Raw genomic sequence first — 25,484 nt, forward strand, 5'->3', positions numbered from 1 at the left:
TGTTCTTTTAAATTAATTCATGAATTCTCATACAAAACAAAAAATAGGTGTTTTTGGGCTTGGTAAAACCGGTATATCGGTTTACAAGGAATTGCGAAATAAATATGATGTAATTGTTTATGATGATTTAAAAGCAAATAGAGATATATTTGAAGAATTATATAGTAAAACCGCTATCGCTGCTTTATCTGATTTAAGATGGCAAAATTTAGATACAATTGTCTTAAGTCCTGGAATTCCTTTAACGCATGAGATAGTCAATATTGCAAAAAATTTTGATATTCCAATCACTTCCGATATAGACTTATTATTTGCAAAATCAAAAAACTTAAAATTTATAGCTATAACCGGTACAAACGGTAAAAGTACTACTACTGCTTTAATAAACCATATCTTAAATAGTAGCGGTTTAGACTATCCGGTTGCCGGTAATATTGGAGTTCCTGCTTTGCAAGCTAAAGCCAGTAAGGATGGATATGTACTTGAATTGTCTTCTTTTCAGCTAGATCTAGTAAAAACCTTTACAGCTAAAATAGCCGTGCTTCTTAATATAACTCCCGACCATTTAGATAGACATCAGGATATGACCTGCTATATTGCAGCAAAATCTAAGATCTTTGATCGAATGGATCAAGAGAGTTATGCGGTAATTAATATCGATAATGATTATTGTCATGAAGTCTTTATAAAATTGCAGCAAGAGCAGCGTATAAAGCTAATTCCTTTTTCGGTTACTAAAATTCTTGAAAACGGTATTTCAGTAGTTGATGATAAAATTAGCGCTAATTTTTTTGATGATATCAGTTTTGAATTACAGCGTAATTCAGAAAGTTTTAGACAAGATGAATTTCAAGGTGAGCCTGCGAAGCGTATCAAAATACGTGAGCATAGGCGAGACCTGCAAAATTCGCTTGTATCAAGCTTTATGCATTATACTTTACCTTTTAATAAAAACCTGCAAGGAGTGCATAATTGTGAGAATATTGCAGCAAGTTATGCAGTAGCTAAAATAATAGGAGTAGAACCTAAAAAAATACTTGAATCTATAAGTAGTTTTCAAAGTTTACCTCATAGAATGCAATATGTCGGTAGTATAAATAATATAAGTTTTTATAATGATAGTAAAGCGACAAATGCCATATCTGCCGTGCAATCAATTAAAGCACTCGATAATATTTACTGGCTTGCGGGAGGAATCCCTAAAGAGGGTGGTATTGAGGAAATAAAACCTTATTTCAGTCAAATTAAGAAAGCTTATTTTTATGGTCAAGCTAAAGAAATATTTGCAAATACTGCTAAGAATATAGTAGATTTTGTAATATGTGATAGTCTTGAGCAGGCTTTCGATCTTGCTTATAAGGATGCAGTAGGTGATAACGCGGAGGTAAAAAATATCTTGTTAGCACCTAGTTGTAGCTCATATGATCAGTTTAAAAATTTTGAAGAGCGTGGCGAGTTGTTTATAAAATTGTGTAATATCCTGTCCCTCCGTGGCTTGACCACGGGGTCTAGTTAAAAATACTATAAATAATATTAGTATTTTTTATTATTTTTCTGGATACCGTGGTCAAGCCCACGGGGGGAGGGACATTGGGGGTGTGTTCCGATCCATGCAATAACATTATAAATATAGCCATAATTGAATAACTATAATATGAATAACGAAATATCTAATAACTTTATAAAATTATGGTGGCGGAGTACCGATAGGCAAATAATAATTTCTTTAATTATCTTATTTGCTTTTAGTCTAATGCTTGTTACTACCTCAGGTTCAGTAGTAGCAAGTAGAATAGGTCTTGAAGAAAGTTATTTTGCATCTAGACAAATATTTTATTTAGCTGCCGCTTCAGGACTTATATTATTATTTTCATGTTTTAATAAAAAATGGTTAAGGCGTTTTGCAATAGTTGGATTTATTGCTAGTATAGTGTTATTAATAGCAGTTAAATTTTGTGGCTATGAAGTAAAAGGCGCAGTGCGATGGATTAATATTCTAGGTCTATCTATTCAACCTTCGGAATTTATCAAACCATTTTTTGCAGTTGTTACGGGCTGGATATTATCGCTAAAATTTAATGATGATTTCCCAAGTTTTACGATTTGTGTAATACTTTATTCTATTGTTGCTATGCTCTTAATTATGCAGCCGGATTTTGGAATGCTTGTAATGATTACAGCAGTTTTCGGTATTCAACTGTTTATTGCGGGTATGCCAATATTTTGGATTGTTTTAGCCGGTTTTTTAGGAATGATAGGAGTAACGATTGCTTATTTTTGGTTACCGCACGTAACGCAAAGAATTAATTCGTTTTTAGATCCAGATAGTAGCGAGAATTATCAAGTTAGTAAGTCTCTTAAGGCTTTTGAGCATGGCGGGTTATATGGACGAGGTCCAGGGGAGGGGGCAGTAAAGCAGGTACTACCCGACTCGCATACGGATTTTATTTTTGCTGTAGCAGGTGAGGAGTTTGGGGCTATTATTTGCCTTATTGTTATAGGTATATTTGCTTTTATAGTATTAAGAAGTCTTATTAAGTTATTAAACGAAACAGATAAATTTGTACAATTCGCTGCTAGCGGTATAATTGCACAATTAGGGCTTCAGGCAATAATTAATATGGGCGTGACGTTACATTTATTTCCTACTAAAGGTATGACATTACCGTTTATTAGTTATGGTGGTTCTTCAACGCTTGCAATAGCTATCGCTACCGGTATGCTTCTTGGCTTTACAAGACACCGAACGCCGTTAAATTCGTACAAAATTCGTAATATTGAAATATGAAAAAAATCATTTTGGTAGCAGGAGGGACGGGGGGACATTTTTTTTCGGCAGTTGCTCTTGGAGAAGAATTAATCAAACGTGGCTATGAAGTGCATTTTATTACTGATTTAAGATGCAAACAATATATAAAGCAGGATATGAAAGTAATTTTTCATATCCTAGATTTAAAACGCTCAGGTAATATTTTCTTGTTTTTACCTAGGTTATCAATTGCAGTTTTAAAGGCTATTAAATTATTATATAATATGAAGCCTTCCATCACTGTAGGGTTTGGCGGTTATCCTGTTATAGCTCCAATGTTTGCGGCAATTTTTTTAAGAGTACCGATTATAATTCATGAACAGAATTCTTACCTTGGAAAAGTTAATAAATTTTTTGCAGGCTTTGCTAAAAAGATAGCTATTTCTTATGACAAAATAAAGAATTTACCGGAATTTGCAAAAAGTAAAATAGTAGTTACCGGTGGGGTAGTTAGAGAGAATATTAGGGAATTAAAGGTTATAGAAATGTCGTCCCGTGGCTTGACCACGGGGGCCAAAAAGTCTTTAATAAAAGCACTGGACTCCGTGGTCAAGCCACGGAATGACAAGCTTTTTACAATATTCATCTTTGGCGGTAGTCAAGGAGCTAAGTTATTTTCAGAGCTGATACCTGCAAGTATTCAAATTTTGATGCAAAAACAGCCAAGTCTTGAATTAAATATAATCCAGCAAGCAGCATTAGATGATCAAGTAAAAATAAAAGATATATACTCGAAATTAAACATTACTTATGAATTTGCTGAATTTTTTGATAATATGGCATTGCAATATAAAGAAGCCGATTTAGTGATTTCAAGAGCAGGAGCATCTACTATAGAAGAATTGACCTATATAGGGTTGCCGGCAATCTTTATTCCACTGCCTAGTGCTGCGGATAATCATCAATATTACAATGCACAATTATTGGAAGATAAAAAAACAGGATGGTGTTTAGAGCAGAATAATATTTCGGCAGGAAAATTAGCAGATAAAATACTCGATTTGATAAGTAATCCAAAAATATTAGAGGATGCTTCACAAAATTTATTACAAAGAAGAAAAGAAGGGCATAAGCTATTAAGTAACCTAATAGAAGAGGTGATTTAGATTTTGTTTTCCGTCATTGCGAGGAAAGATTGTAAGTTTTGACGAAGCAATCTCGTGCTAAAGTCCTGAGATTGCCACGCTCCTTTTAGTCGCTTGCAATGACGAGGTGGTGGGAGACATACAACAAGACCAAAAATACCTCAGAATAACAATAATTTAATTAAGTACATAGCAGTTCGGCTCTTTATCCTTGCAAGTTTGGCTATTATGTGGCATTAATCATAATAGACTTCCTGTACAACTTAGCTAATAAGGAGGAATTTGTAGGAGACACGGAACGCAGCACCGCAGCAGCTTACGCTTTGGTACGTGAGGATGCGAGTACCGGATCGACGTACAAATTACCCTTAGAAGCAAGTTATGCAGAAAGTCTAATAAAAGTTTTGGAATAATATAAATATATGTTAAAAAAAATTATAATATTATTTTTAGGAATGTTTTTACTTTCAGCTTGTACAGATAATTTTAGAAGCTATTTTCAAAGATCAGCAAATAACAGATTGGTTGATAGCAAAGGTGCTAAAGGCGGCAAGAGAAAACCTGTATATAATAATAAATATATTACTTTGGCTAAAAAGAATATAGTAGAAGATAATCTTGATTATGATAACGACGATGATGATGACTATGATAGCGATAGTCCTTTAAGAGGAGAAAGCATCGATCCTGTAAAGAGAAATCGTGAAATGTATCTTAAGATGATTAAAAGGGATATAGCAAGGCAAAAAGCAGAAGCCGGCTTCGCTGAATCCGATGATGATATGACTTTCAGTAGAGCGAATAAAAAGGTTAGAAAAGACGATAGCGATAAAGAAAAAAAGATACAAGAGGAATTAAATCAGATAAAAGCCATGCTTAGAGAAACTAAGCGTGATATATCAAAATATACTTGTCCAAATGCTGTAGTAAATCAAAATTATGCTCCGCCCGTTACAAATAATAACAATTCTAAGGTAAAGCAAAAATTTATCCGTGAAGATGATGATAACGGCAGTAATGCTTATTCGATATAATAAGCCTATTCTTAGCTAAAAGCAGGAATCTCCAGTCTTACAGTAATCTCTGATGTGATATATTTATCACTATAGGTTTATTATTTATTAATAAAAATTAATATTTGAATATAGAAATATGTTAAATTTATTAATAGGTATATTATGAAAAGTAAACTCTCAGTAAGTACTGCTAGTCTTACCTTTATACAAGGCCTTCAAAACCCTATTGTTACTGAAATAAAAGAATTAACAAAAAAATTACATTTTTTAAAGATCAAGAGCTTGAAAAAGCTTACGGGATGGCTTCAGATGATGTTTCTATTCAAGCAACAAGAGAACAGATATTATATGCTTTAAGAGCTATGGAATCTGCAAAACAACATTCAACAAACAAGACACAAGCATTTATTAAATGACTACGGTATTGTGTTGCTTACTCATTTGCTAATTATAAAAGAAGCGGTAAGGACATATTAGAATTTGTATCACCTTATTTATTAAAAAATGCATCTGATATGGAATATATTAAGGCATATATTCCTGAAGCATATATAAAAGAAAGTAATAAAAATGATGCTATGGAATTGCTTTTGGTAAACGAGAAGTAAGAGACTGTTTAGATCAAAAGTCTTCTGAGTTAGTAAACACATTGCCTGTACCGTCTACTCCTTCTACAACGGACACATTTAATTATGATAGTGATGAAATTACGGTTGCTGGAGAAAAGCAAACGACGCCGCATACTGAACAAACTTGATACCACGGTCACGCCGTGGTTTGTCCACGGGGTCTGGTTAAAAATACTAATATTATTTGTTTCTTTACTGTTTTTTGTTCGATTTGCTCCGCCTTGTAAATTGATTTGTAGAAATCTATAAGAATTAATAAGGTTAAGCTGTGCTTTCGCTGCTAGCACATTACTCATTGCCAGCTCAATATCGGAGTTACCGGTTAAAGATTCTTCGATTAGGTTATTTAACACCGGATCGTTAAATTGCAGTTACCACTTGGAGGATGCATTATTATTTTGTTCTAGAGAATAATTATTCCAAGTAGTAGGTAATGAGAGTTTAGGGGGAATATTATCGTGTTTTGCAACCACATAGAAGAGATGATGAAATCAATAAAACTAGAATATATTTTAAGTCAATGAAAAATCGGCATACGACGTTCATCGAGTAGGTTCATTAAAATAAATTCATATTACTTAATATTAATTATGAATCTTTAAACCGTTATGTCAATATAGACTATTATTTTCAACTAACTATTTTTATAATTACGTAATAATGTTGCTACAGCATATTTTAGAAAGCTTGATATAAGTGAATTTTGCAGGATTTGCTTGTGTTCACGTATTTTTATACGTTGTATAGGCTCACCCTTAAATTCATCTTATCTGAAGCTTTCTAAAATATGCTGTAACTTTTCCGAAACAACTTTAATGTCATAATTTTGTTTGAGAGTAAGGTAGGCGTTTTTAGAAAATTCTTTTGCTTTTATAGGGTTCTCTATTAGATAGACAATTTTTTCTGCTAAATCTTCAGCAGAGCCGGCTTTACAAATAAGCCCGTCTTGCATGTCGTTTAAGATTGTTGCAGGCCCTTCAGTATCTGTACTAACGATAGGCACGCTTGCCTCCATTGCTTCAAGCACTATAATTCCAAACGGTTCATGAAGAGACGGTAAGCAAAAAATATCTATTTGTTTAAAGAATTTATCTCTATCGTTAACCCATCCCGTAAATGATATTTGATCTTGTAAATTAAGTTTATGTGCTAAAGTAATTAAATTATCTTTTTCCTCGCCGCTTCCACCTATAACTGCATGAAGATCATATTTTTTTTCTTTTAAAATTTTGATAGCTTTAATAAAAACATCAACACCTTTCTTAGCTACAAATCGTGCTAGTACACCAATTACGACAGGTTTTCTATATGTTTTATTTGGAATAAAGTCTTTAGCAATATTTATCATATTCGGTAGGATGCATATCCTAGATTCGGCAAAGTTATTTTTTAGTAAAAATTCTTTCATATGATGCGTCAAAGCAATAACAAAATCACATTTACGTAGTCCTTTTAAACTGTAATTATGAGCGATACCGATTAATTTTATATTTTGTGATTTAGCAAATTTACTAAAATTTATTGCTCTATTACCGTGTGCTATAATTATATTAGGCTTAGTCTTATGAATTATATACTTAAGAATAAGTACCGAGAGTAAATCAAACAGTACTATATTAGGTAGTTTTAAGCTTTGTTTGTGTAGAAAGGAATTTATTTTTGCCTTGTAAGAAGTGATATTTATAACCTCAATTTTTTGCATCTCTAAAGCAGTGCTATAATCTAAAAATGCTTGTTGAATGCCGCCAAGGTCACGACTTAGCATAATATTAAGGATCTTCATTTCGGTTTTTATCATTTTTTCATAAGTATTTAACTCTTTCTCAGGCCAACTAGCTTGATCCAAAGCATAAAATTTTTAATAATAAAATCATGACCTATCAAATTCTCCATTGCCTCTAGAGTGCTTTCATGTGTATGTTTAAAGAAATATGCCCATTTTTCTTGAAGGTTCTCTAATTCTTTATTAAATTTCTCAAGCTCTAAAAAGATAAAATAAAAATCTTGTAGGTCGTTCTCATAAGTTTTAGTATCAAGTAATCTATGATCTGATCTCCAATCTTTTTGATCAGGCAATAAAATAAAATCGGCAATAGCTAAGAATATTACTCCTCGAAGTTTTGTATATACTGCCATTTTTTTTAATGATCTTCATCTTCTTGTATTATTTGTCTTGAATAGGCCTTTGCTGTATAAAACTGAGCTCGTTTTTCAAAACCTGGATGTTTGCTGACCTACATCTCTACAATAAATTGAGTACCGTATTTATCTCTACATAATACATCAACTATGTCTAAGCAGCAGTATCATGATCTTAGATTGTTATTAAAAAAGTAACTTCGGTAATTACTTCTTTCCCCGTATAACCTAAAATGTCATTTAGAAAATGAATAAGTATATCCTTATTTTTTTCTGTACCGCAAATTTTTAAAAATGCATAGTTATTTTTAGGGTCTAAGAAACGTGAAATTAGCATAATAGTCTATATTTTTATATATCATCACTTCATTATAGCAAATTCCAAGAAATTTGCTATAATACAATTTCCTAATATGTAAAACATTATGATTAGTAAAATTAATTTTGTAAAAATGCATGGTCTCGGTAATGATTTTGTTATTGTTAACAAACGAGATTTATCAAGTCCATATGATTTATCGCAGTTAGCAAAAAATATGGCTGAGCGTCATACAGGTATTGGTTGCGATCAGTTTATTATTTATGAAGAGCATAATGATTTTTATGAAATGGTTATATATAATATAGACGGCTCTAGTGCTAAATTATGCGGTAATGCTACAAGATGTTTAGCCAAGTTAATTTATCTTGATACAGGACAGAAAGATATTACCGTAATGGTAGGCAATAAAAAATTGCTATGTAATGTCAATGATGAAAATAATATTAGCGTTAATGTAGGAAGCGTTAGTTTTAATGAAGCTTGGATGCCAAGTCGTGATAAAGTTTGGGAATTTGCAGAGCGTTATATGATTGATTTAAAGGAAATTATTTGCGTTGATATAGGTAATCCGCATGTGGTTATTTTTAGTAAGTTAGAACCTCAAGATCAAAAAATTGTCGGTGAAAAATTGCAGGCTAAGGAATTATTTGCAGATGGGGTAAATGTTAATTTTGCTGAAGTAAAAGATAATAAAATCTATTTATCCGTTTGGGAGCGGGGGGCAGGGTTAACGCTTGCTTGCGGAAGCGGGGCTTGCGGTAGTTTTGCTGCCGGTTTAAAGCGCGGTTTTATCCATTCGCCAAGTACTATAGTCTTTAAGCACGGTAACCTTACTATGAAAGAAGAAAACGGTAATATAATAATGCAAGGGGCAGCTACGCTTGTAGTACGTGGGGAATATTATTGTGAGCAATAATTTAAGACAAGACGTAGTAACATTTGGCTGTAGACTTAATATTTACGAAAGTGAGATAATACGAAAAAACTTGGAATTATCGGGTATCGATAATGTGGCAATATTCAATACTTGTGCGGTAACTAAAGTAGCTGAGAAACAAGCAAGACAAGCTATACGCAAGGCTAAAAAAAATAATCCTGATTTAAAAATTATTGTTACCGGCTGTAGTGCTCAAACAAGTCCGCAAATGTACGGTAATATGCCGGAAGTGGACAAAGTTATAGGTAATGAAGAGAAGTTATTACCTAATTACTACCAAATTACCGATGCAAAAATAACAGTTAACGATATAATGTCGGTGAAAAAGACGGCAAGTCATTTAGTAAGTAGCTTTGACGGTAAGTCTCGTGCTTTTATTCAGGTACAAAACGGTTGTGATCATTTTTGTACTTTCTGTATTATCCCTTATGGTAGAGGAAAAAGTAGATCAGTAGCAATAGGAGCTATAGCAGAGCAGGTAAAGCATTTGGTATTAAACGGTTTTAAAGAAGTAGTTTTTACCGGTGTCGATGTCACGGCTTACGGTAGTGATTTGCCGGGAAGTCCAACATTTGCACAAATGATTAAACGAGTGTTGAATTTAGTCCCTGAATTAAAGAGGCTTAGATTATCTTCAATAGATGTTGCAGAAATAGATGATGAACTTTTTGAGCTTATAGCTTATAGTGAAAGGATAATGCCGCATTTTCATATTAGTTTGCAAGCAGGCGACGATATGATATTAAAACGTATGAAAAGACGTCATAATAGAGCCAACGTAATAGAGTTTTGTCGGAAGCTGCGGGCAATAAGACCGGAAGTATCTTTTGGTGCAGATATTATAGCTGGTTTCCCGACTGAAACTCCTGAAATGTTTGAAAATACAAGAAAATTAATTTCAGAAGCGGAATTACAATATTTACATGTTTTCCCTTATTCGGAAAGAGAAGGAACGCCTGCAGCACGTATGTCACAAGTACCTAAAAATATAAGAAAAGAAAGGGCAGAAATTTTAAGGCAAGAAGGGCAAAACCAATTGACCAAATTCTTTAAAAAACATATAGGACAGAAAGTGGAGTTATTAGTAGAGAATAATAATATTGCCCATACCGAAAATTTTATTCCGGTAAAGCTAGATAAACCTTTAGAAATAGGGCAGATATTTAAAGCGAAGTTGGTGGGGATAGAAGAGAATTATATGAAGTGTATGTTGGTTTAACATCATTGTAAGGAGGTATTGTTGCGTAGATACTGAAGGTCGTCATTGCGAAGAGCCGTAGGCGACGTAGCAATCCAGAAAATAATTAAAAAAAATCTGTAAATCAGAATTTTTAACTGGATTGCTTCGTCAATTGCTATGCAATTTCCTTGTAGTGACGGATAAACAGGACTACGCAACAATACCTCCTTGCAATGATGTTCTACCGTACAATAAAAAATCAAAAACAAAAAAACAATCATGGGAAATATAGAAACAATATTAAGGCTTGCTGAAGACAAAATCTTATTAGTACAAAACTTAAAAGCTCTGCAAGAATATAAAGTAGAATTTTTAGGCAAGAACGGTATAGTGACCGGTGAGCTTAAAAAATTAGGTAGTTTAAATGAACAGGAACGTAAAGAATTTGGCTTAAAAATCAATAAATTAAAAGATAAAATACAGAATATAATAAAAGCAAAAGAAGAAATTTTAGAGGAGCAGGAACTAAATTTTAAACTTGCTGCCGATAAAATTGATTTAACAATCCCTGCACGGAGATATAAACAAGGTTCTATTCATCCAATAACACAATGTAGTGAGGAGTTAATACAAGTATTTTCGCAGTTTGGTTTTACTATAGAAAACGGACCGAATATCGAGAATGATTTTCATAATTTTACCGCTCTCAATTTTGAAGATGATCATCCCGCAAGGCAAATGCATGATACTTTTTATTTGCAAAGTCAGGAAAATAATAGGCCACTGTTATTACGTACTCATACCTCAACAGTGCAGATTAGAGCTATGAAAAACGGCAAACCGCCTTTTAGGTTTATAGCACCGGGTAGGACTTATAGATCGGATTCGGATATGACGCATACGCCAATGTTCCACCAAATAGAAGGGCTTGTTATTGATGAAAATATCAATATGGGACATTTAAAATATGTTATCACGGCATTTATAAAAAGCTTTTTTGAAAATTCTAATATTGAATTACGTTTTAGACCCAGCTTTTTCCCATTTACCGAACCTTCTGCCGAAGTTGATATTCGGATGAATAAAAACGATAAATGGCTTGAAGTCCTCGGTTGCGGGATGGTTCATCCAAACGTGCTTAAAAATGTTGGTATCGATAGCAGCGAGTATCAAGGTTTTGCTTTTGGGCTTGGAGTAGAGCGTTTTGCAATGTTAAAATATAATATCAAAGATTTAAGACAATTTTTTGAAGGAGATATGCGTTGGCTTAAACATTATAATTTTGGGAGCTTTGATATACCGAATTTAGCAGGAGGGCTTACGAAATGAAATTTACATTATCATGGTTAAAACAATTTTTAGAGACATCGGCTTCAGTTACTGAAATTGCCGAAGCCCTAACAGCTATTGGCCTTGAAGTGGAAGAGGTGATAGATAAAGCGGCGGAGTTACAAAAGTTTGAAGTAGCATATATTACAAATATTAAACCTCACCCGTCAGCTGATAAATTAAAGCTTTGTGATGTTGAGACTAAAAGCGGTATGCTGCAAATAGTTTGTGGTGCGCGTAATGCAAGAGCAGGTATAAAAGTAGTACTTGCAAATATCGGAATAGAAATACCAAACGGTAAATTTAAGATTAAGGAATCTGTTATTAGAGGCGCAAAAAGCTGTGGTATGCTTTGCTCTGAAGAGGAATTACTGCTAGCTTCAGAGTCTGAAGGGATTATAGAGCTATCTGAAGATGCCGTAGTTGGAGAGAATTTTACTAAATATTACGGTTTAGATGATCCTATATTTGTTATTAACGTTACTCCTAATCGTGGTGATGCACTTGGAGTTTACGGCATCGCAAGAGATTTAGCAGCTAAAGGAATAGGCATACTTAAAGAGCTAGAAATTTCAGCAATAAAGAGTACATTTATTTCTAAAATCAAGCTTAACGTACAAGATAAAGAAGCCTGTCCGTTATTTACTTTTAGAGAGATAAGAAATTTAAAAAATAAACCAAGCCCTGATTGGTTACGGAAATTATTAAAAAATGTTGGGGTAAAAACTATTTCAAGCTTAGTGGATGTAACAAATTATATTTCCTATAGCTTTGGGCAGCCGATGCATGCTTACGATGCAGATAGGATAAAAGGGGGCATTACTGTAGCACGTCATTGCGATAAGCGTAGCGACGAAGCAATCTCAGGACAACAAAATGAGATTGACACGGTTGCTTTGCAGCCTCGCAATGACGTAGCTAAATGCCACGCCCTAAACGGCAAAGAATATTTACTTACTGAAAATGATTTAGTTATAAAAGATGAAAGCGGTATTCAAGGTCTGGCCGGTGTCATTGGCGAGGCTGATAGTAGTTGTACTGATAGTACGACTAATATAATACTCGAGGCTGCTTGTTTTAATGCTAAAATGGTTGCAGCTAGCGGGCGAAGATTCCAAATTGATACGGATGCTAGATATCGTAATGAGCGTAATATCGATAGAAATTTTACAGAAAAGGCTTTGGACATAGCAACTAATCTTATTTTGTCAATATGCGGAAACGGTGAAGTATCGGAAGTAGTGAAAGTCGGTGAAAAAGAGTCACAAAAAAAACCTTTAGATTTTTCAGCATGTTATTTAGAAAAAATTACAGGAATTAAACTAAATATCAAAGCGATAGAAGCCATATTAAATAAACTAGGATTTATTACGGATGTTAAAGGTGAGATTATAAAGGTAATAGCTCCTTCTTGGCGTCACGATATAACTATTTTAGCAGATATAGCTGAAGAAATCGCGCGTATTTACGGCTATGATAAAATAGAGAGTATAAAATTACCCGAACTAGACCAAGATAATAATAAGCTAAGAGAGCATAAAAGAATATCTAGTTTTAAAAGGATATTAGCAAGCAAAGGCTATGATGAGGTAGTAACTAACTCTTTTATGAGTAGTGAAGATGCAAAGTTGTTTGCTGAATTAAAAGAAGAGTTATTTTTGCTTAATCCTATTAGTATAGGGAACAATTATATGCGTCCTACTATACTGCCGAATTTGTTAAGTATAGTAAGTAAAAATCTAGCGCGCTCTATAAAAGATATGGCTTTTTTTGAAGTTGGACCAAGTTTTATAGATTTAAATACAGAAGCAACTTATTTGACGGCAATTATAAGTGGTTCATATAATAATAAAAATCCTCATTCGCTTGGACGAGGCTATGATGTTTTTGATCTTAAAGGCGATTTAGAGTTGGTAGCTGATTATGCAGGACTATCTATAGATAAATGTATAGCAACAAATGGGACAGCATTGCCACAATATTATCATCCAACTAGAGCAGTAAATATAGGGCTTGGTAAAAATTTATTAGGTCATTTTGGGCAGATACACCCTAAAATCTTGAAATATTACGATATTAATCAGGAAATATTTGCATTCGAGCTAAATATTACGAATTTGCCATTGATAAAAGCTAAATTTGGTAAAAGAGACGAATTTGCAGTATCGGATTTCCAAGCTAATTTTAGAGATTACGCATTTATTGTTGATCAAGATCATAGAGTCGGTGAAATAATATCATATATAAATAATTTTAATAAAAAGCTTGTTAAATCAGTTATATTATTTGATATTTATAGCGGTGATAAATTACCTGAAGGTAAAAAATCTATAGCGGTTAAAATAGAGCTACAAGCAGATGATCGGACGTTATCTGATACTGATTTAAATTTGTTCAGTAAAGATTTAGTTGCTGCCATCTCGCAAAAATTTCAAGGCACATTAAGAGAATAACAATATGTTAAAATTAATAGTTGAAACAAAAACGTTAGTTCAGTCCCTAGGATTTGCAAGTTCCGTTGTTGAAAAACGTAATGTAATACCTGAATATGCAAACATTAAATTATCGGCAAAAGACGGCAATCTAGAGCTTAGTTCTACTAATATGGATTTGTACTTAAGTCAAAAAATAGCAGTACAGGTAGTAAGTGAAGGTGAATTTACCGTTTCTACGAAAACTCTAAATGATATAGTCCGAAAACTTCCGGATTCCGAGCTTACATTAACAGATCTCGGTACAACAGGACTTGAGATCAAAGGAAAAAATTGTAAATTTAATTTATTTACTTTGCCGGTTAGTTCTTTTCCTGAAATGGATGGTATTAATCCTGAAGCAAGTTTTAAAATTTCTTGCACGGATTTTGCTAAAATAATCGAATCGACAAAATTTTCGATTTCTTTAGATGAAACTCGTTATAATTTAAACGGTGTTTATTTACACATAAAAGACAAAGAGTTTTGTTCGGCAAGTACCGATGGGCATAGACTTTCGATTTCATGGGTAACATTAGAAAAACAAATAAAGAATTTTGGAGTTATATTACCGCAAAAAAGTGCAGAGGAAATTTTAAAAATCGTTAAAGATCCTAAAAATATAAATGAAGATATAGAAATTTTATTAAATAGCAATAAGATTAAATTTATATGTAACGAAAATACTATTATGCTATCAAAGCTTATAGACGGTACTTTTCCTGATTATAGTGCCTTTATTCCGAAAAGCAGCAGCTCAAAATTAGTAATTAATCGAAAAATGTTTGCAGATAGTATAGAAAGGATAGCGATAATAACCGTTGAAAAATTTAGAGCAGTAAAATTATCATTATCTCGTGAAACCTTAGAGATTAGTGCCGTCGGTGAAGCAAGAGGTAACGCAAAAGAGGTTATTAATTCTTCACAAGATAAGGAAAGTTTTTATGAATATAATAGTGATGAGTCTTTAGCTATAGGTTTTAACCCACAATATTTGGAAGATGTCTTAAAAGCAGTGAAATCGGATTTAGTAGAACTATATTTTTCAGATGTTTCAGCACCGGTACTTATTAAATTTCCTGAGAATCCTAAAGATATTTTTGTCATCATGCCTGTTAAGGTGTAAGTTGTATGAGAACCGGAATATATAAGCATTACAAAGGAAAATTATATCAAGTTATAGATACTGCAAAACATACTGAAACTTTGCAAGAGTTAGTAGTTTATAAAGCATTATATGATAATTTCCAGCTTTGGGTAAGGCCGCTTGAAATGTTTAACGAAAAGGTTTTATTACACGACAAAAATATTCCACGTTTTGAATTTATTTTTGAGAAATAATTAAATCTGTCCTATGTAATTCCTGCGTAGGCGGGCATGATATCGAGTGGGTTTTTGAGCCATATAACAATGCCAAAGAACGGTGGAAAGAAATAATTTTTGACTAATAGCTAAAGCTTCTCTATTATTTCCCTCAAGCACACTAATTAAATATTGGTTATGAAGAAAATTATCGGATTATTTTTTATAATTATACTTAGTACAATAAGTACTAGTATCTTAGCGGGTGATTATCCAAAAACAGAACGAGAGCAGAAATGGGATGAAGTAGGTTCTATAACAGGTGAAGAAGGATTAGTTTTTAGACCGGGTAGGGTTAAGAACGAATCTACTAAAGCTGTAGGAGGTTCAGTTAATAAATATCTTTGGCAAGCAGCATTAGAGACTATAAGTGTTGCTCCTCTTGCATCAGCCGACTCAAACGGTGGCGTGATTATTACGGAATGGTATAGCCCACGTTCTAATCCTAATTTTCGATTTAAAATAAATATATTTATTAAAGACGATGTAATAAGCCCTGATTCAATCGAAGTGAAAGTATTTGAAGAAATTCTTAAAAATAAACAATGGGTACTTAATGAAAACACCTCAAATCTTGCTATCACGCTTGAAGATAAAATTTTAAGAAAAGCTAGAGATATATATATTAATAGTGTGAGGTAATAACAGTATTTCCGTCATTGCGAGGAAATTACGGAGTAATTGACGAAGCAATCTCAGGATATTTGATGAGATCGCCGTGCAGTCTACGACTGCTCGCAATGACGATGCAGTATATAAATTTAAAAAATATGAACCAAATAGAACAAAAATGGCAGCACATTTGGCAAGAAGAAAAAGCTTTTGAGGTATCAAACGCGAGTAGCAAGCCAAAATATTACGTACTTGAAATGCTGCCTTATCCTTCCGGTAAAATCCATGTAGGTCACGTACGCAACTATTCTATAGGTGATGTTATTGCAAGGTTTATGATTATGCAAGGTTTTAATGTGCTTCATCCGATGGGTTGGGATGCTTTCGGGCTACCTGCCGAAAATGCCGCAATAAAAAATAATTCTCACCCAAAAAAATGGACATATTCTAATATTGAGAATATGAAAAAGCAGCTAAAATCTATGGGCTTTTCTTATGATTGGTCTAGAGAGATCAATAGTTGCGATCCTGAGTATTATAAACATGAGCAGAAATTCTTTTTAGAGCTTTATGAACGAAATCTTGCTTATCAAAAAGAATCGTTTGTTAATTGGGATCCGATTGATAATACCGTGCTTGCGAATGAACAAGTTGTAGACGGGCGTGGTTGGCGTTCAGGTGCAATAGTTGCAAAACGTTATTTAAAGCAATGGTTCTTAAAAATCACCGATTATGCGGAAGAATTATTAAACGAAATTCAGAATTTAGAAGAGTGGCCTGAAGCTGTTCGGTCTATGCAAGAGAAATGGATAGGTAAATCGATAGGTGCTAATTTTCATTTCAAAATTAAGGATAATGAAGAGACTACTATAGAAGTATTCTCAACCAAACCTGAAACCATTTTTGGTGCTAGCTTTATAGGAATTGCCTTTAATCATCCAATAATAGAGCGGTTAGTTTCTAAAACACCTGAAATACTCGCTTTTATAACTAAATGCTCGCATATTACAAGAAGTAGCGAACTAGAAAAGGCTGAAAAGGAAGGTGTATTTACCGGTCTTTTTGTTACTCATCCTTTCGAGTCAAATATAGTTTTACCGGTTATTATTACTAATTTTGTGCTAATGGATTATGGCACTGGTGCAATATTTGGTTGCCCTGCTCATGACGAACGTGACCATGAATTAGCTGTTAAAATGAATTTATCTATTAAACAAGTAATTAAAGCAGATATAGATGTACAAAAGACCGCTTATACGGAAGATGGAATTTTAATTAATTCGGATTTTCTAAACGGCTTAACTAGTAACGAAGCAAAACAAGAAGTTATCGGAGAATTTGAGAAACTAGGCATAGGTAAACGCAGCGTAAATTATCGTCTAAAGGATTGGGGGATTTCAAGGCAGCGCTTTTGGGGATGTCCTATTCCTATGATTCACTGCAAAACTTGTGGCATAGTGCCTGTACCGTACAAAGATTTACCCGTTACTTTGCCTGATGATGTAAATTTTGACGGTCACGGTAATCCGCTTGATCATCATCCTAGTTGGAAACATGTTAATTGTCCGAAATGCGATAAGCCGGCTGTGCGTGAAACCGATACTTTTGATACATTTTTTGAATCATCTTGGTATTTTACGAGATATTGCAATAGCAATGCTACAGAGATGACTGATAAAAAAGCTTGTGATTACTGGCTACCGGTCGATAAATATATAGGCGGCATTGAACATGCGGTAATGCATTTATTATATGCAAGGTTTTTCACAAAAGTAATGAAAGAACAGAATTACATAAGCGTTCTAGAGCCTTTTAAAGGGCTATTTACTCAAGGTATGGTGCTGCATGCCACTTACAAAGATGAACATAATAATTGGTTATATCCTGAAGAAGTAGTTAAAAAGGGTAATGAATTTTTTCATAAAGAAAGCAATAATAGAGTAGTGCAGGGACGCATTGAAAAGATGAGTAAGTCTAAAAAGAATCTCATCGATCTTGAGACAATGCAAGAACAATATGGGGCAGATGCTATTAGGCTTTTTGTACTGTCCGATAGTCCGCCTGAGAAAGATCTAGAATGGTCAGCAAGCGGTATTGAAGGCTGCTCACGTTTTATTAATAAGCTTGAGTATATATTTAAGGCGATAGATTCTTTAAAAGATGATATGAATAGCGAGATTAATAAAGAGCTTAATAGGTTAGTACATTTTACAATAAAGTACGTCGCCGAAGATATAAAGCATTTGGCCCTAAACAGAGCAATAGCACGTATGCGCGAGCTTTCTAATGCTATATCTGCTGAAATATCCAAAGATAAAATTGATGTTAAAACCGTAAGGCATGGTTTTAATGTTTTAGTACAGCTACTAAATCCTTTTATCCCGCATATTACGGAAGAAATTTGGCAGAAGCTTGGCAATAAAGAGCGATTATATAATTCGTCTTTTCCTGCATTTGATGAATCAATGCTAGAGTTAGATACATATATTATGGCAGTGCAGGTTAACGGCAAACTCCGTGATACCTATGAGTTTAACACTTCCGTAAGTGAAGATGAAATAAAGCAAGTTACCGTCAGTCTGCCAAAGGTACAAAAGTTCTTAGAAGGGAAAGAGCCGAAGAAGATTATCCTTGTTCCTCGTAAAATTGTGAATATACTCGTTTAATTTGGAAAATTGGCTACGTCGTTTTGGTAAGTCCTCGAATGCTCACGTATTAATATACGCTCCGCTCCTCGGCTTACAGACTCCTTGCGCTTTTCCAAATTAAACTTTGTCTATCTACTTTTCATTTATATATTATTTTTTGAATCTGTCATCCCGCGACTTGATCGCAGGATCTAGTTTAAAATACCGAAATTATTAGTACTTTAAGTTATTTTTAAATACCATGGTCAAGCCGCAGTATGACACCTAGCATACTTTTATTGTATGACCACCATACTAACCCAAAAAGAGTATAGTATGACCTAAAACTACCTCCTTATGTTTATCTAATGCAGAGTGATAATGCTGCTTCGTCATTAAGTTCATTTATAAAATTACTGCAATTATTATGATAAGTACCTTTTGAAGCACCCTTATAACTCTGATAAGATGAAGTTTTATAATGCCTCTTCTCTCTAAGGTAATAGTAAATATTGTCTGTTATTAGCATTAATACTTTATCGGTTATATAATTGACTCCCACCAAAATGCGGCAAAAACACCGTCATCAATACTTAAAATGTCTTCTTCTATTTCATAAATTATAATCCTAGGATAACAGAGGTTTGCTATACTATCTAGACTTAGATTTAAATCTGACTCTGAATCTAGCACGTCTATTTTTTTCTATTAGTTATAAAGACCCCCTTTTTAGTTACTAATTAATTAAACTTTTTGTATAACTTGTGTCTAAGGGTAAATTTGTATGTCAATCCGGTACTCACATCCTCACGTATTTTTATGTACGCTGTGGTGGCAAGTGTTTCCGTGTTTCCTTCAAATTCTGCCTTATTAGCTAAATTATGCAATAAGTCTATTGTAGGCTCAGTAATTTAAAAAAATCAATTAGCTACTAATAGACTGTCTGTAATAAATTTTAACCGGTAATTTATTTTTTTTGCTGTAAATTATAAGATTTTTTTGAAATAGGAACTGCTATTTCTGCAAAAATCTTCAATTATTAATTAAAATTTATTACAGATAGACTATTAAATAATGCACCTGATTTTATACCTGAAGTCAATAAATGGTATTAATAAATTAATGCATAAAAATATCGATTTCATCCCAACCGATAAGGTCTAAATTGGCTCTTGTCGGTAAAAAACGGAAAATATCTTGGGCAAGTTCATACCTATTTTCTTTAAGTAGCATTTTTTGTAAAATATCTTTTAACTGATGCAAATAAAGCACATCTTTTGCTGCATATTCTTTTTGTTCTGAAGATAAATTATCTGCACCCCAATATGAAGATTGTTGTTGTTTTGAAATATTTATATTAAGCAATTCTCGGCACAAATCCTTAAGCCCATGACTATCGGTATAAGTTCTAACTAGTTTTGAAGATATTTTAGTACAAAAGATATTTTCTAAATCTATACTTAAATATTTTTTTATGGATGCTAGATCAAATCTAGCAAAATGGAATATCTTGCATCTAGTTTTATCTAATAATAATGCTTTTAAATTAGGAGCTGTATAATCTTGATTTGTAAAATGAACAAGATGAGCTTCACCATTGCCGTTACTAAATTGTAGCAAACATAGTTTATCTCTATGTAGATTTAGCCCCATTGTCTCGGTATCTATAGCTAGATCTCCTTCAAGTTCAAAATTATTAGGTAGGTCATTTTGATAAATTTTTATAGTCATAAATGATTTTTAATTCCTTTTAATCAATAATGTTGTTGTACAGATCGAAAAATGCGTTCTGTGTCATACTGTGGTTTGACCATGGTATCCAAAAAAAATTAAAAAAGACTGGATCCCGCGATCAAGTCGCGGGATGACAATAAAGTTTTGTTATTGGTGATTAAATACCTGCTCATTTGGAGCAGCTACTCCTAAAACTTTCTTTGCTTGTTCTTCTAACATATCTTTATTTAGAGATTCCGTGCGAAGTAATTTGACGTTATGCTCAAGTTCTACTCTTTCTGCTCGTAAGCCTTTTAGTTCATCATAAGCTTTTTCAAGCTGCCTATTTACTTTTAAATATGCAATAATCCCTTTGTTACCATATATGCAATGAAAAACAAAATATCCAAGCAGTAAAGCTAAAAAGATATTTAAAATTATTTTTTTAGAATGATTATTTAAATGTATTATCATAAATATATCTTCATAAGAAATAATATTGGAGCGGTTAAAATAATACTATCAAATCTGTCTAGCACTCCTCCATGACCGGGTATTATATGACCGCTATCTTTAATATTAAATTTTCGCTTAAAATATGAAATAAATAAATCACTTAATTGAGTTATTAATGCTAATATACAACTAATTATAAACAAATAAATTTTATTTGAAAAATAGTAATTTTCAATATGAAAGTTTGATATAAAACTAACTAATACCGCAACTAAACCTGCTGATAATACTCCCGTCATTAAACCGCTCCAGGTTTTTTTAGGACTAAGTTTTGCAGCAAGTTTTGCTCCTTTAAAAGTTTTGCCGCCAATCATAGCAAAAGTATCTACCGACCACATTATGCAAAAATAAAGCATAATAAGCCATCTATTGGTATCTTCCATACTTAAAAATATTAATAGGCTTATAGGAATCGGAATAATAATTAGCCCGATTAATAGATAAGGAATAAAAGAGTAGGTCATATTATACCATTCACTTAACATTCCTGTACCTACTAATATCATTAGAATATAGAATAAAGGCTTACACCATAATATAGCTACGACAAATAACGGAACTAGCACTATACCAGACAGGATTCTTAAATATATGTTTGATTTTTGTTTATCTTTTGCCAAATGTTCTTTTCCTTTTTGAGTAATCATTTATAGCTTCTTGTATATCATCTTTATTAAAATCAGGCCAATATTTGGGTGAAAAATATAATTCAGCATAAGCTGCTTGCCAAAGCAAGAAATTACTGATGCGATAAACCCCACCCGGTCTTATTAATAAATCTACATCCGGCATTTCAGGATCATATAAAGCGTGTTGTATATCGCTGTTACTTACTGCTTTTTTACCGCTTGTAATAATTTTTGTGCAGGCATCAACTATTTCTTGACGACTTCCATAACTAAAAGCTATACAAAGCGTTATTGTATTATTGTTTTTTGTTAATTCTATAGCATCATTTATTTGTTTTTGCAATGAGCTACTTAATAAATTAAGCCTACCTATTACTTTTATTTTAACGCCGTGTTTATGTAAATTATTTAATTCGGTTTTTAAATAAATACTTAATAATTTTATTAAGAAATCTACTTCCATGCTTGAGCGTTGCCAATTTTCGGAAGAGAAAGTATATAAAGTTATATAAGGTATGTTAAGGTTAATAAACTCAGGCAGTAATTCACGAATTTTATCGGCTCCTGCTTTATGCCCTTCAGATTTTGTTAAGTTATGCCGATTTGCCCAACGAGCATTACCGTCCATTATTATTGCTAAATGTTTTATGTTAGTCATTATTTTACATTTTAGATGTTGCTGCATGGATCGATTTTTCTGTCATTGCGAGCGACTGCAAGGAGCGTAGCAATCTCATAAAACAATATAAAATTTCTGAGATTGTCACGCCCTCGGCTTTGCCTCTCCTCGTAATGACGATTTGGTAATCTACACGGGAATGACATCGGTAGTCATATTTTAGGTATTTCGATTCTTACCGATAGCCCGCCTAAATCCTTGCTATCTTCTAAATAAATAGAGCCTTTATGATCGTTTATTATTTCTTTAGTAATAGCAAGCCCAAGTCCTACGTTACTTGCATTATCAAGCTGTCTTGCTTTATCCGATCTATAAAACGGTTTAAATACAAGGTGTGTTTCCGTATCATCTATGCCGGGACCGTTATCCTCAATAATTATAGCTACGGTAGATGAATTATCTTTTGAGGATATCTTAATTTTAGTCCCATATTTTATAGCGTTACCGATTAAATTAGACAAGGCTCTTTCAAAAGAATTCGGCTTAATGCATACTTCTAGTTTATCTAAATTAGTAGATTTTATAAATTCAATATTTACATGTGACCATTTGTTAAAAAAACGTTCCATCCAAGGTAATAATAAAATGTCTTCAAATTCTTCTGTACTTTCACCTTTAGCAAAATCTAAATAAGAATTTATCATTTGCTGCATAGTTAATATATCTTGTTTTAACCCTTCGCTTTCTTCGCTTGCTTCCATCAATTCAAGTTGTAGCTTCATTCTTGTTAAAGGAGTTCTAAGGTCATGAGAAATCATAGCAAGCATAGTGGTTTTTTTAGTAATTTGTTTTTCAATACGAGCTTTCATTTTTAAAAAAGCAAGCCCTGCTTTTCTTATTTCTAAGGCTCCTGAAGGTGTGAAATTGTTGCCTTTTAAAACACCTCGACCAAATTTATCCATGCTATCCGCAAGAGTGAGTATTGGTTTAATTTGATTTTTGGAGAAAATAATAGAAACAGAAAGTAATATAACAGTTAAAGATATAATCCATAAAACAAATATATATACTGTAGGATTAAGTAGTAACTTTGCAGGAAAAGTAATATATAATACTCCATCTTGTAATTCTAAAAATACTTCAATTTTATTTTCCTTATTTAGTTTAACTATATTTTTTTCATGGATTTTTGTAGCTAAAATATTTTTAAATATAGTTAAAGGTTCGCCTAATTTAGGCTGTTTTATAGATAACTTTTTATTAAGCTGAAACTGATAAGATAAATTAAGATAATTTTCCGATAAATGGGTTATCTCTCTTAAATTATTTCTATGTTCTTTAATCAATGATTCTATTTCATTGATAATAATAGTACTAGTATAATATGAAACATTATACCAATGACGATCGTAAAACAAAAATATAGCAACGATTTGTCCTATTAAAATCGGAATGATTATAATAAACATAAACCGTACAAATAATGTTCTCGGTAAAGCATATTTCAAAGAGCTTGATACAAGCGAATTTTTCAAGATTCGTCTGTGCTCATGTTTTATACGCTGTGCAGGCTCACTTTTAAATTCATCTTGTCTGAAGCTCTGTGAAATATGCTGTAATAATTTAGATATAAAGTGCATAGCCCTCATTACGCACGGTTTTTAAATATTTTGGCTCTTTTGGGTTGTCTTCTATTTTGCTTCTTATTCTTGTAATTTGTACATCGATAGAACGCATACTAAGCCCTCCCATTATTTTTGACAGTTCAAAACGACTAGTAGATTTACCGGAATTTTTTATTAATATCTCAAGTAATTTTTGTTCAGTAGAGCTAAGAGGTACAGTTTGATTATTCTTGGTAAATTCTTTTGTATCAGAATTATACAAATTATTGCCGAATTTAATTATATTCGTTTCTTTTTTTAAGTTATTATAATTATTGATTAAATTATTTATCCGAAGTAATAATTCTCTCGGTTCAAAAGGTTTAGTTATATAATCAGAGGCACCGGCTTCAAGTCCTTTAACACGGTCATCGGCTTCTGATAAAGCAGTAAGCATAACTATAGGAATATTATTACCGGCATCCCTTATAGTAGTAGCAAAATCAAGCCCTGTTATTTCAGGTAACATAACATCTAAAATAATTAAATCATAATTAGAAGTTTTTAATAGATTTTTAGCTTCTATGACCGAGCTTGCCGTTGAGACTAAAAACGCGTTTTTATTTAAAAATTGCTTTAAAAGCGCTAATATTCTGCTATCATCATCAACGATTAAAATATGTGCTTTGTATGTATGCATTTATACTCGTTTAATTTAAAAAAATTGTATTTCACTATTGTCGTCCCGTGGCTTGACCACGGGATCTTATGTCGCGGGCTGTGTTCTAAGATCCTGCGATCAAGTCGCGGAATGACATAAGAACTACGGCCGTATAGCTCATGACGATTGACAATACTTTAATATAAATATAAGTTAATGACAATGATAAAACTAGAGCAAATTTTTTGGCATGTTTGGATTAACGGTGATTTAGTTCCTTATCAATTTGCAAGGATTCATGTTTTGACTCATAGCCTGCATTATTCAGGATCGGTATTTGAGGGTGAGAGAGCTTATAACGGCAAAGTTTTTAAACTAAAAGAACATACGGCAAGATTAATCAAATCAGCAGAAGCATTAGGTTTAAAAGTACCTTATAATGTAAACGAGATAATAAAAGCTCATGAATTTGTAATAAAACAAAATAATATTAAGGATGCATATATAAGACCGCTTATTTGGTGTGGAGACGAGTCACTAAATATCACTAATCAGTCTTTATCTACTAATCTTTTGATTGCCGGTATTCCATCTATGCCGAGGTCTTTTGAGAAAGGTATAAATTTGCATGTAAGCCGCTGGCGTAAAGCAATGCCTGATAGTACCCCGGTACAATCTAAATCCGCCGCTCAATATAATATGGCAATAACGAGTAAAAAAGAAGCTAAGGCTCTTGGCTATGATGATGCATTATTACTTGATTATGAAGGGTATATTGCTGAATGCACTACAACAAATATTTTCTTTGTTAAAGATAAAATATTATATACTCCAATTGCCGATAGGTTTTTAAACGGTATAACAAGACAGACTATTATTGAAATTGCAAAAGATTTAGGTCTAGAAGTAAAAGAAGAGCGTTTAAAATTAGAGCAAATAGAGGATTTTACCGGATGTTTTGTTACAGGTACGGCAATTGAGATACAAAATATTGATTCTATAGATCTTGGCAATAAAAAGATTATTTTTGATGATCATAAAATTGCAGATCGTTTGAAAGAAGAGTATGAGCGTGTTGTTAGGGAGTAGAAGAAACGTCATTGCAAGGAGGTATTGCCTGTGTATGGGATACCGAGTCGTCATTACGAGCAGTCGTAGACTGCGTGGCAATCTCATCAAATAAACAAACTCCTGAGATTGCTTCGTCGAATTACTACGTAATTC

25 protein-coding genes and 1 pseudogene are annotated in these 25,484 nt (G+C 32.9%); 14 read left to right on the top strand and 12 right to left on the bottom strand.

Annotation, left to right across the window (positions count from 1 at the left end):
• The first annotated feature begins 19 nt into the window (after nucleotides 1-19).
• From murD to ACPKKV_RS04315, 5 genes and pseudogenes are all read left to right on the top strand, one after another.
• Complete coding sequence (gene murD, locus ACPKKV_RS04295; RefSeq protein ID WP_392506403.1) at nucleotides 20-1,516, top strand: UDP-N-acetylmuramoyl-L-alanine--D-glutamate ligase; 1,497 nt, start codon at nucleotides 20-22, stop codon at nucleotides 1,514-1,516.
• Nucleotides 1,517-1,654: 138 nt separating this feature from the next.
• Nucleotides 1,655-2,788, top strand: a complete 1,134-nt coding sequence (ftsW, locus tag ACPKKV_RS04300; RefSeq protein ID WP_392506404.1) for a putative lipid II flippase FtsW — start codon at nucleotides 1,655-1,657, stop codon at nucleotides 2,786-2,788.
• Nucleotides 2,785-3,915, top strand: a complete 1,131-nt coding sequence (gene murG / locus ACPKKV_RS04305) for an undecaprenyldiphospho-muramoylpentapeptide beta-N-acetylglucosaminyltransferase (RefSeq protein WP_392506405.1) — start codon at nucleotides 2,785-2,787, stop codon at nucleotides 3,913-3,915. The genes ftsW and murG overlap by 4 nt, the downstream gene beginning before the upstream one ends.
• A gap of 224 nt (nucleotides 3,916-4,139) precedes the next feature.
• Nucleotides 4,140-4,277: pseudogene (locus ACPKKV_RS04310) on the top strand (palindromic element RPE1 domain-containing protein); the annotation flags it as partial.
• A gap of 39 nt (nucleotides 4,278-4,316) precedes the next feature.
• Nucleotides 4,317-4,928, top strand: coding sequence for a hypothetical protein (locus ACPKKV_RS04315; protein ID WP_392506406.1), 612 nt, complete (start codon nucleotides 4,317-4,319; stop codon nucleotides 4,926-4,928).
• A gap of 619 nt (nucleotides 4,929-5,547) precedes the next feature.
• Here ACPKKV_RS04315 and ACPKKV_RS04320 read toward each other — a convergent pair.
• From ACPKKV_RS04320 to ACPKKV_RS04335, 4 genes are all read right to left on the bottom strand, one after another.
• Nucleotides 5,548-5,835 (bottom strand): hypothetical protein, encoded by a 288-nt coding sequence (locus tag ACPKKV_RS04320; protein ID WP_392506408.1) that lies wholly within the window; start codon nucleotides 5,833-5,835, stop codon nucleotides 5,548-5,550.
• Between the two features lie 470 nt (nucleotides 5,836-6,305).
• Nucleotides 6,306-7,322 carry a glycosyltransferase family 4 protein gene (locus tag ACPKKV_RS04325; protein ID WP_392506947.1) on the bottom strand — a complete coding sequence of 339 codons (1,017 nt, stop codon included), beginning with the start codon at nucleotides 7,320-7,322 and terminating at the stop codon, nucleotides 6,306-6,308.
• A 29-nt stretch (nucleotides 7,323-7,351) separates the two neighbouring features.
• Complete coding sequence (locus ACPKKV_RS04330; RefSeq protein ID WP_392506409.1) at nucleotides 7,352-7,675, bottom strand: PD-(D/E)XK nuclease family transposase; 324 nt, start codon at nucleotides 7,673-7,675, stop codon at nucleotides 7,352-7,354.
• Between the two features lie 178 nt (nucleotides 7,676-7,853).
• Nucleotides 7,854-8,015 (bottom strand): PD-(D/E)XK nuclease family transposase, encoded by a 162-nt coding sequence (locus ACPKKV_RS04335; RefSeq protein ID WP_392506411.1) that lies wholly within the window; start codon nucleotides 8,013-8,015, stop codon nucleotides 7,854-7,856.
• 88 nt (nucleotides 8,016-8,103) lie between these two features.
• Here ACPKKV_RS04335 and dapF point away from each other — a divergent pair, with 88 nt between their 5' ends.
• From dapF to leuS, 8 genes are all read left to right on the top strand, one after another.
• A complete protein-coding gene (gene dapF, locus ACPKKV_RS04340) occupies nucleotides 8,104-8,916 on the top strand; it encodes a diaminopimelate epimerase (protein ID WP_392506412.1) in 813 nt (270 codons plus the stop codon).
• A complete protein-coding gene (gene mtaB / locus ACPKKV_RS04345) occupies nucleotides 8,891-10,156 on the top strand; it encodes a tRNA (N(6)-L-threonylcarbamoyladenosine(37)-C(2))-methylthiotransferase MtaB (protein ID WP_392506414.1) in 1,266 nt (421 codons plus the stop codon). Before dapF ends, mtaB begins: the two co-directional genes overlap by 26 nt.
• Before the next feature lie 240 nt (nucleotides 10,157-10,396).
• Nucleotides 10,397-11,446, top strand: a complete 1,050-nt coding sequence (pheS, locus tag ACPKKV_RS04350; protein WP_392506415.1) for a phenylalanine--tRNA ligase subunit alpha — start codon at nucleotides 10,397-10,399, stop codon at nucleotides 11,444-11,446.
• Nucleotides 11,443-13,899, top strand: coding sequence for a phenylalanine--tRNA ligase subunit beta (pheT, locus tag ACPKKV_RS04355; protein WP_392506417.1), 2,457 nt, complete (start codon nucleotides 11,443-11,445; stop codon nucleotides 13,897-13,899). The genes pheS and pheT overlap by 4 nt, the downstream gene beginning before the upstream one ends.
• 4 nt (nucleotides 13,900-13,903) lie before the next feature.
• The gene (gene dnaN / locus ACPKKV_RS04360) at nucleotides 13,904-15,043 is read left to right on the top strand and encodes a DNA polymerase III subunit beta (RefSeq protein ID WP_392506419.1); all 1,140 of its coding nucleotides are present in this window, start codon (nucleotides 13,904-13,906) and stop codon (nucleotides 15,041-15,043) included.
• A 5-nt stretch (nucleotides 15,044-15,048) separates the two neighbouring features.
• The gene (locus tag ACPKKV_RS04365; RefSeq protein WP_392506420.1) at nucleotides 15,049-15,258 is read left to right on the top strand and encodes a DUF1653 domain-containing protein; all 210 of its coding nucleotides are present in this window, start codon (nucleotides 15,049-15,051) and stop codon (nucleotides 15,256-15,258) included.
• A gap of 159 nt (nucleotides 15,259-15,417) precedes the next feature.
• Nucleotides 15,418-15,921 carry a DUF3576 domain-containing protein gene (locus ACPKKV_RS04370; RefSeq protein WP_392506421.1) on the top strand — a complete coding sequence of 168 codons (504 nt, stop codon included), beginning with the start codon at nucleotides 15,418-15,420 and terminating at the stop codon, nucleotides 15,919-15,921.
• Between the two features lie 128 nt (nucleotides 15,922-16,049).
• Nucleotides 16,050-18,557, top strand: a complete 2,508-nt coding sequence (gene leuS / locus ACPKKV_RS04375) for a leucine--tRNA ligase (protein WP_392506423.1) — start codon at nucleotides 16,050-16,052, stop codon at nucleotides 18,555-18,557.
• On the opposite strand, the gene ACPKKV_RS04380 is transcribed toward leuS, so the two are convergent.
• The 8 genes from ACPKKV_RS04380 to ACPKKV_RS04415 all read right to left on the bottom strand — a co-directional run bounded on the left by ACPKKV_RS04380 (nucleotide 18,554) and on the right by ACPKKV_RS04415 (nucleotide 24,299).
• Entirely contained in the window at nucleotides 18,554-18,655 is a 102-nt protein-coding gene (locus tag ACPKKV_RS04380; protein WP_392506424.1) for a palindromic element RPE5 domain-containing protein, read from the bottom strand. The genes leuS and ACPKKV_RS04380 overlap by 4 nt on opposite strands.
• Nucleotides 18,656-19,061: 406 nt before the next feature.
• Nucleotides 19,062-19,211 (bottom strand): hypothetical protein, encoded by a 150-nt coding sequence (locus ACPKKV_RS04385; protein ID WP_424492207.1) that lies wholly within the window; start codon nucleotides 19,209-19,211, stop codon nucleotides 19,062-19,064.
• 426 nt (nucleotides 19,212-19,637) lie between these two features.
• A complete protein-coding gene (locus ACPKKV_RS04390; protein ID WP_392506428.1) occupies nucleotides 19,638-20,249 on the bottom strand; it encodes a ribonuclease D in 612 nt (203 codons plus the stop codon).
• A gap of 150 nt (nucleotides 20,250-20,399) precedes the next feature.
• Nucleotides 20,400-20,705: an FtsB family cell division protein gene (locus ACPKKV_RS04395; RefSeq protein WP_012150781.1), complete on the bottom strand. Its 306-nt coding sequence runs from the start codon at nucleotides 20,703-20,705 to the stop codon at nucleotides 20,400-20,402.
• The gene (locus ACPKKV_RS04400) at nucleotides 20,702-21,394 is read right to left on the bottom strand and encodes a phosphatidate cytidylyltransferase (protein ID WP_392506430.1); all 693 of its coding nucleotides are present in this window, start codon (nucleotides 21,392-21,394) and stop codon (nucleotides 20,702-20,704) included. Before ACPKKV_RS04400 ends, ACPKKV_RS04395 begins: the two co-directional genes overlap by 4 nt.
• Entirely contained in the window at nucleotides 21,354-22,061 is a 708-nt protein-coding gene (gene uppS, locus ACPKKV_RS04405; RefSeq protein WP_392506431.1) for a polyprenyl diphosphate synthase, read from the bottom strand. Before uppS ends, ACPKKV_RS04400 begins: the two co-directional genes overlap by 41 nt.
• 146 nt (nucleotides 22,062-22,207) lie before the next feature.
• Nucleotides 22,208-23,635, bottom strand: a complete 1,428-nt coding sequence (locus tag ACPKKV_RS04410) for an ATP-binding protein (protein WP_392506432.1) — start codon at nucleotides 23,633-23,635, stop codon at nucleotides 22,208-22,210.
• Complete coding sequence (locus ACPKKV_RS04415; protein ID WP_392506433.1) at nucleotides 23,619-24,299, bottom strand: response regulator transcription factor; 681 nt, start codon at nucleotides 24,297-24,299, stop codon at nucleotides 23,619-23,621. The genes ACPKKV_RS04410 and ACPKKV_RS04415 overlap by 17 nt, the downstream gene beginning before the upstream one ends.
• A gap of 177 nt (nucleotides 24,300-24,476) precedes the next feature.
• Here ACPKKV_RS04415 and ACPKKV_RS04420 point away from each other — a divergent pair, with 177 nt between their 5' ends.
• Complete coding sequence (locus ACPKKV_RS04420; RefSeq protein WP_392506435.1) at nucleotides 24,477-25,349, top strand: branched-chain amino acid transaminase; 873 nt, start codon at nucleotides 24,477-24,479, stop codon at nucleotides 25,347-25,349.
• Nucleotides 25,350-25,484 lie beyond the last annotated feature (135 nt).

Origin of the sequence: Rickettsia finnyi (assembly GCF_049668125.1) — a bacterium.
GTDB classification, from domain to species: Bacteria; Pseudomonadota; Alphaproteobacteria; order Rickettsiales; family Rickettsiaceae; genus Rickettsia; species Rickettsia kotlanii.

Coding starts and splice junctions, on each gene's coding strand:
- ACPKKV_RS04395 (WP_012150781.1), bottom strand. CDS start 20,705: ATGATAATACATTTAAATAATCATTCTAAAAAAATAATTTTAAATATC.
- ACPKKV_RS04320 (WP_392506408.1), bottom strand. CDS start 5,835: ATGAGTAATGTGCTAGCAGCGAAAGCACAGCTTAACCTTATTAATTCT.
- ACPKKV_RS04390 (WP_392506428.1), bottom strand. CDS start 20,249: ATGACTATAAAAATTTATCAAAATGACCTACCTAATAATTTTGAACTT.
- uppS (WP_392506431.1), bottom strand. CDS start 22,061: ATGCAGCAACATCTAAAATGTAAAATAATGACTAACATAAAACATTTA.
- ACPKKV_RS04315 (WP_392506406.1), top strand. CDS start 4,317: ATGTTAAAAAAAATTATAATATTATTTTTAGGAATGTTTTTACTTTCA.
- ftsW (WP_392506404.1), top strand. CDS start 1,655: ATGAATAACGAAATATCTAATAACTTTATAAAATTATGGTGGCGGAGT.
- ACPKKV_RS04415 (WP_392506433.1), bottom strand. CDS start 24,299: ATGCATACATACAAAGCACATATTTTAATCGTTGATGATGATAGCAGA.
- dapF (WP_392506412.1), top strand. CDS start 8,104: ATGATTAGTAAAATTAATTTTGTAAAAATGCATGGTCTCGGTAATGAT.
- ACPKKV_RS04410 (WP_392506432.1), bottom strand. CDS start 23,635: ATGCACTTTATATCTAAATTATTACAGCATATTTCACAGAGCTTCAGA.
- dnaN (WP_392506419.1), top strand. CDS start 13,904: ATGTTAAAATTAATAGTTGAAACAAAAACGTTAGTTCAGTCCCTAGGA.
- ACPKKV_RS04365 (WP_392506420.1), top strand. CDS start 15,049: ATGAGAACCGGAATATATAAGCATTACAAAGGAAAATTATATCAAGTT.
- ACPKKV_RS04335 (WP_392506411.1), bottom strand. CDS start 8,015: ATGCTAATTTCACGTTTCTTAGACCCTAAAAATAACTATGCATTTTTA.
- pheT (WP_392506417.1), top strand. CDS start 11,443: ATGAAATTTACATTATCATGGTTAAAACAATTTTTAGAGACATCGGCT.
- murD (WP_392506403.1), top strand. CDS start 20: ATGAATTCTCATACAAAACAAAAAATAGGTGTTTTTGGGCTTGGTAAA.
- ACPKKV_RS04370 (WP_392506421.1), top strand. CDS start 15,418: ATGAAGAAAATTATCGGATTATTTTTTATAATTATACTTAGTACAATA.
- murG (WP_392506405.1), top strand. CDS start 2,785: ATGAAAAAAATCATTTTGGTAGCAGGAGGGACGGGGGGACATTTTTTT.
- ACPKKV_RS04325 (WP_392506947.1), bottom strand. CDS start 7,322: ATGAAGATCCTTAATATTATGCTAAGTCGTGACCTTGGCGGCATTCAA.
- pheS (WP_392506415.1), top strand. CDS start 10,397: ATGGGAAATATAGAAACAATATTAAGGCTTGCTGAAGACAAAATCTTA.
- ACPKKV_RS04400 (WP_392506430.1), bottom strand. CDS start 21,394: ATGATTACTCAAAAAGGAAAAGAACATTTGGCAAAAGATAAACAAAAA.
- leuS (WP_392506423.1), top strand. CDS start 16,050: ATGAACCAAATAGAACAAAAATGGCAGCACATTTGGCAAGAAGAAAAA.
- ACPKKV_RS04420 (WP_392506435.1), top strand. CDS start 24,477: ATGACAATGATAAAACTAGAGCAAATTTTTTGGCATGTTTGGATTAAC.
- ACPKKV_RS04330 (WP_392506409.1), bottom strand. CDS start 7,675: ATGGCAGTATATACAAAACTTCGAGGAGTAATATTCTTAGCTATTGCC.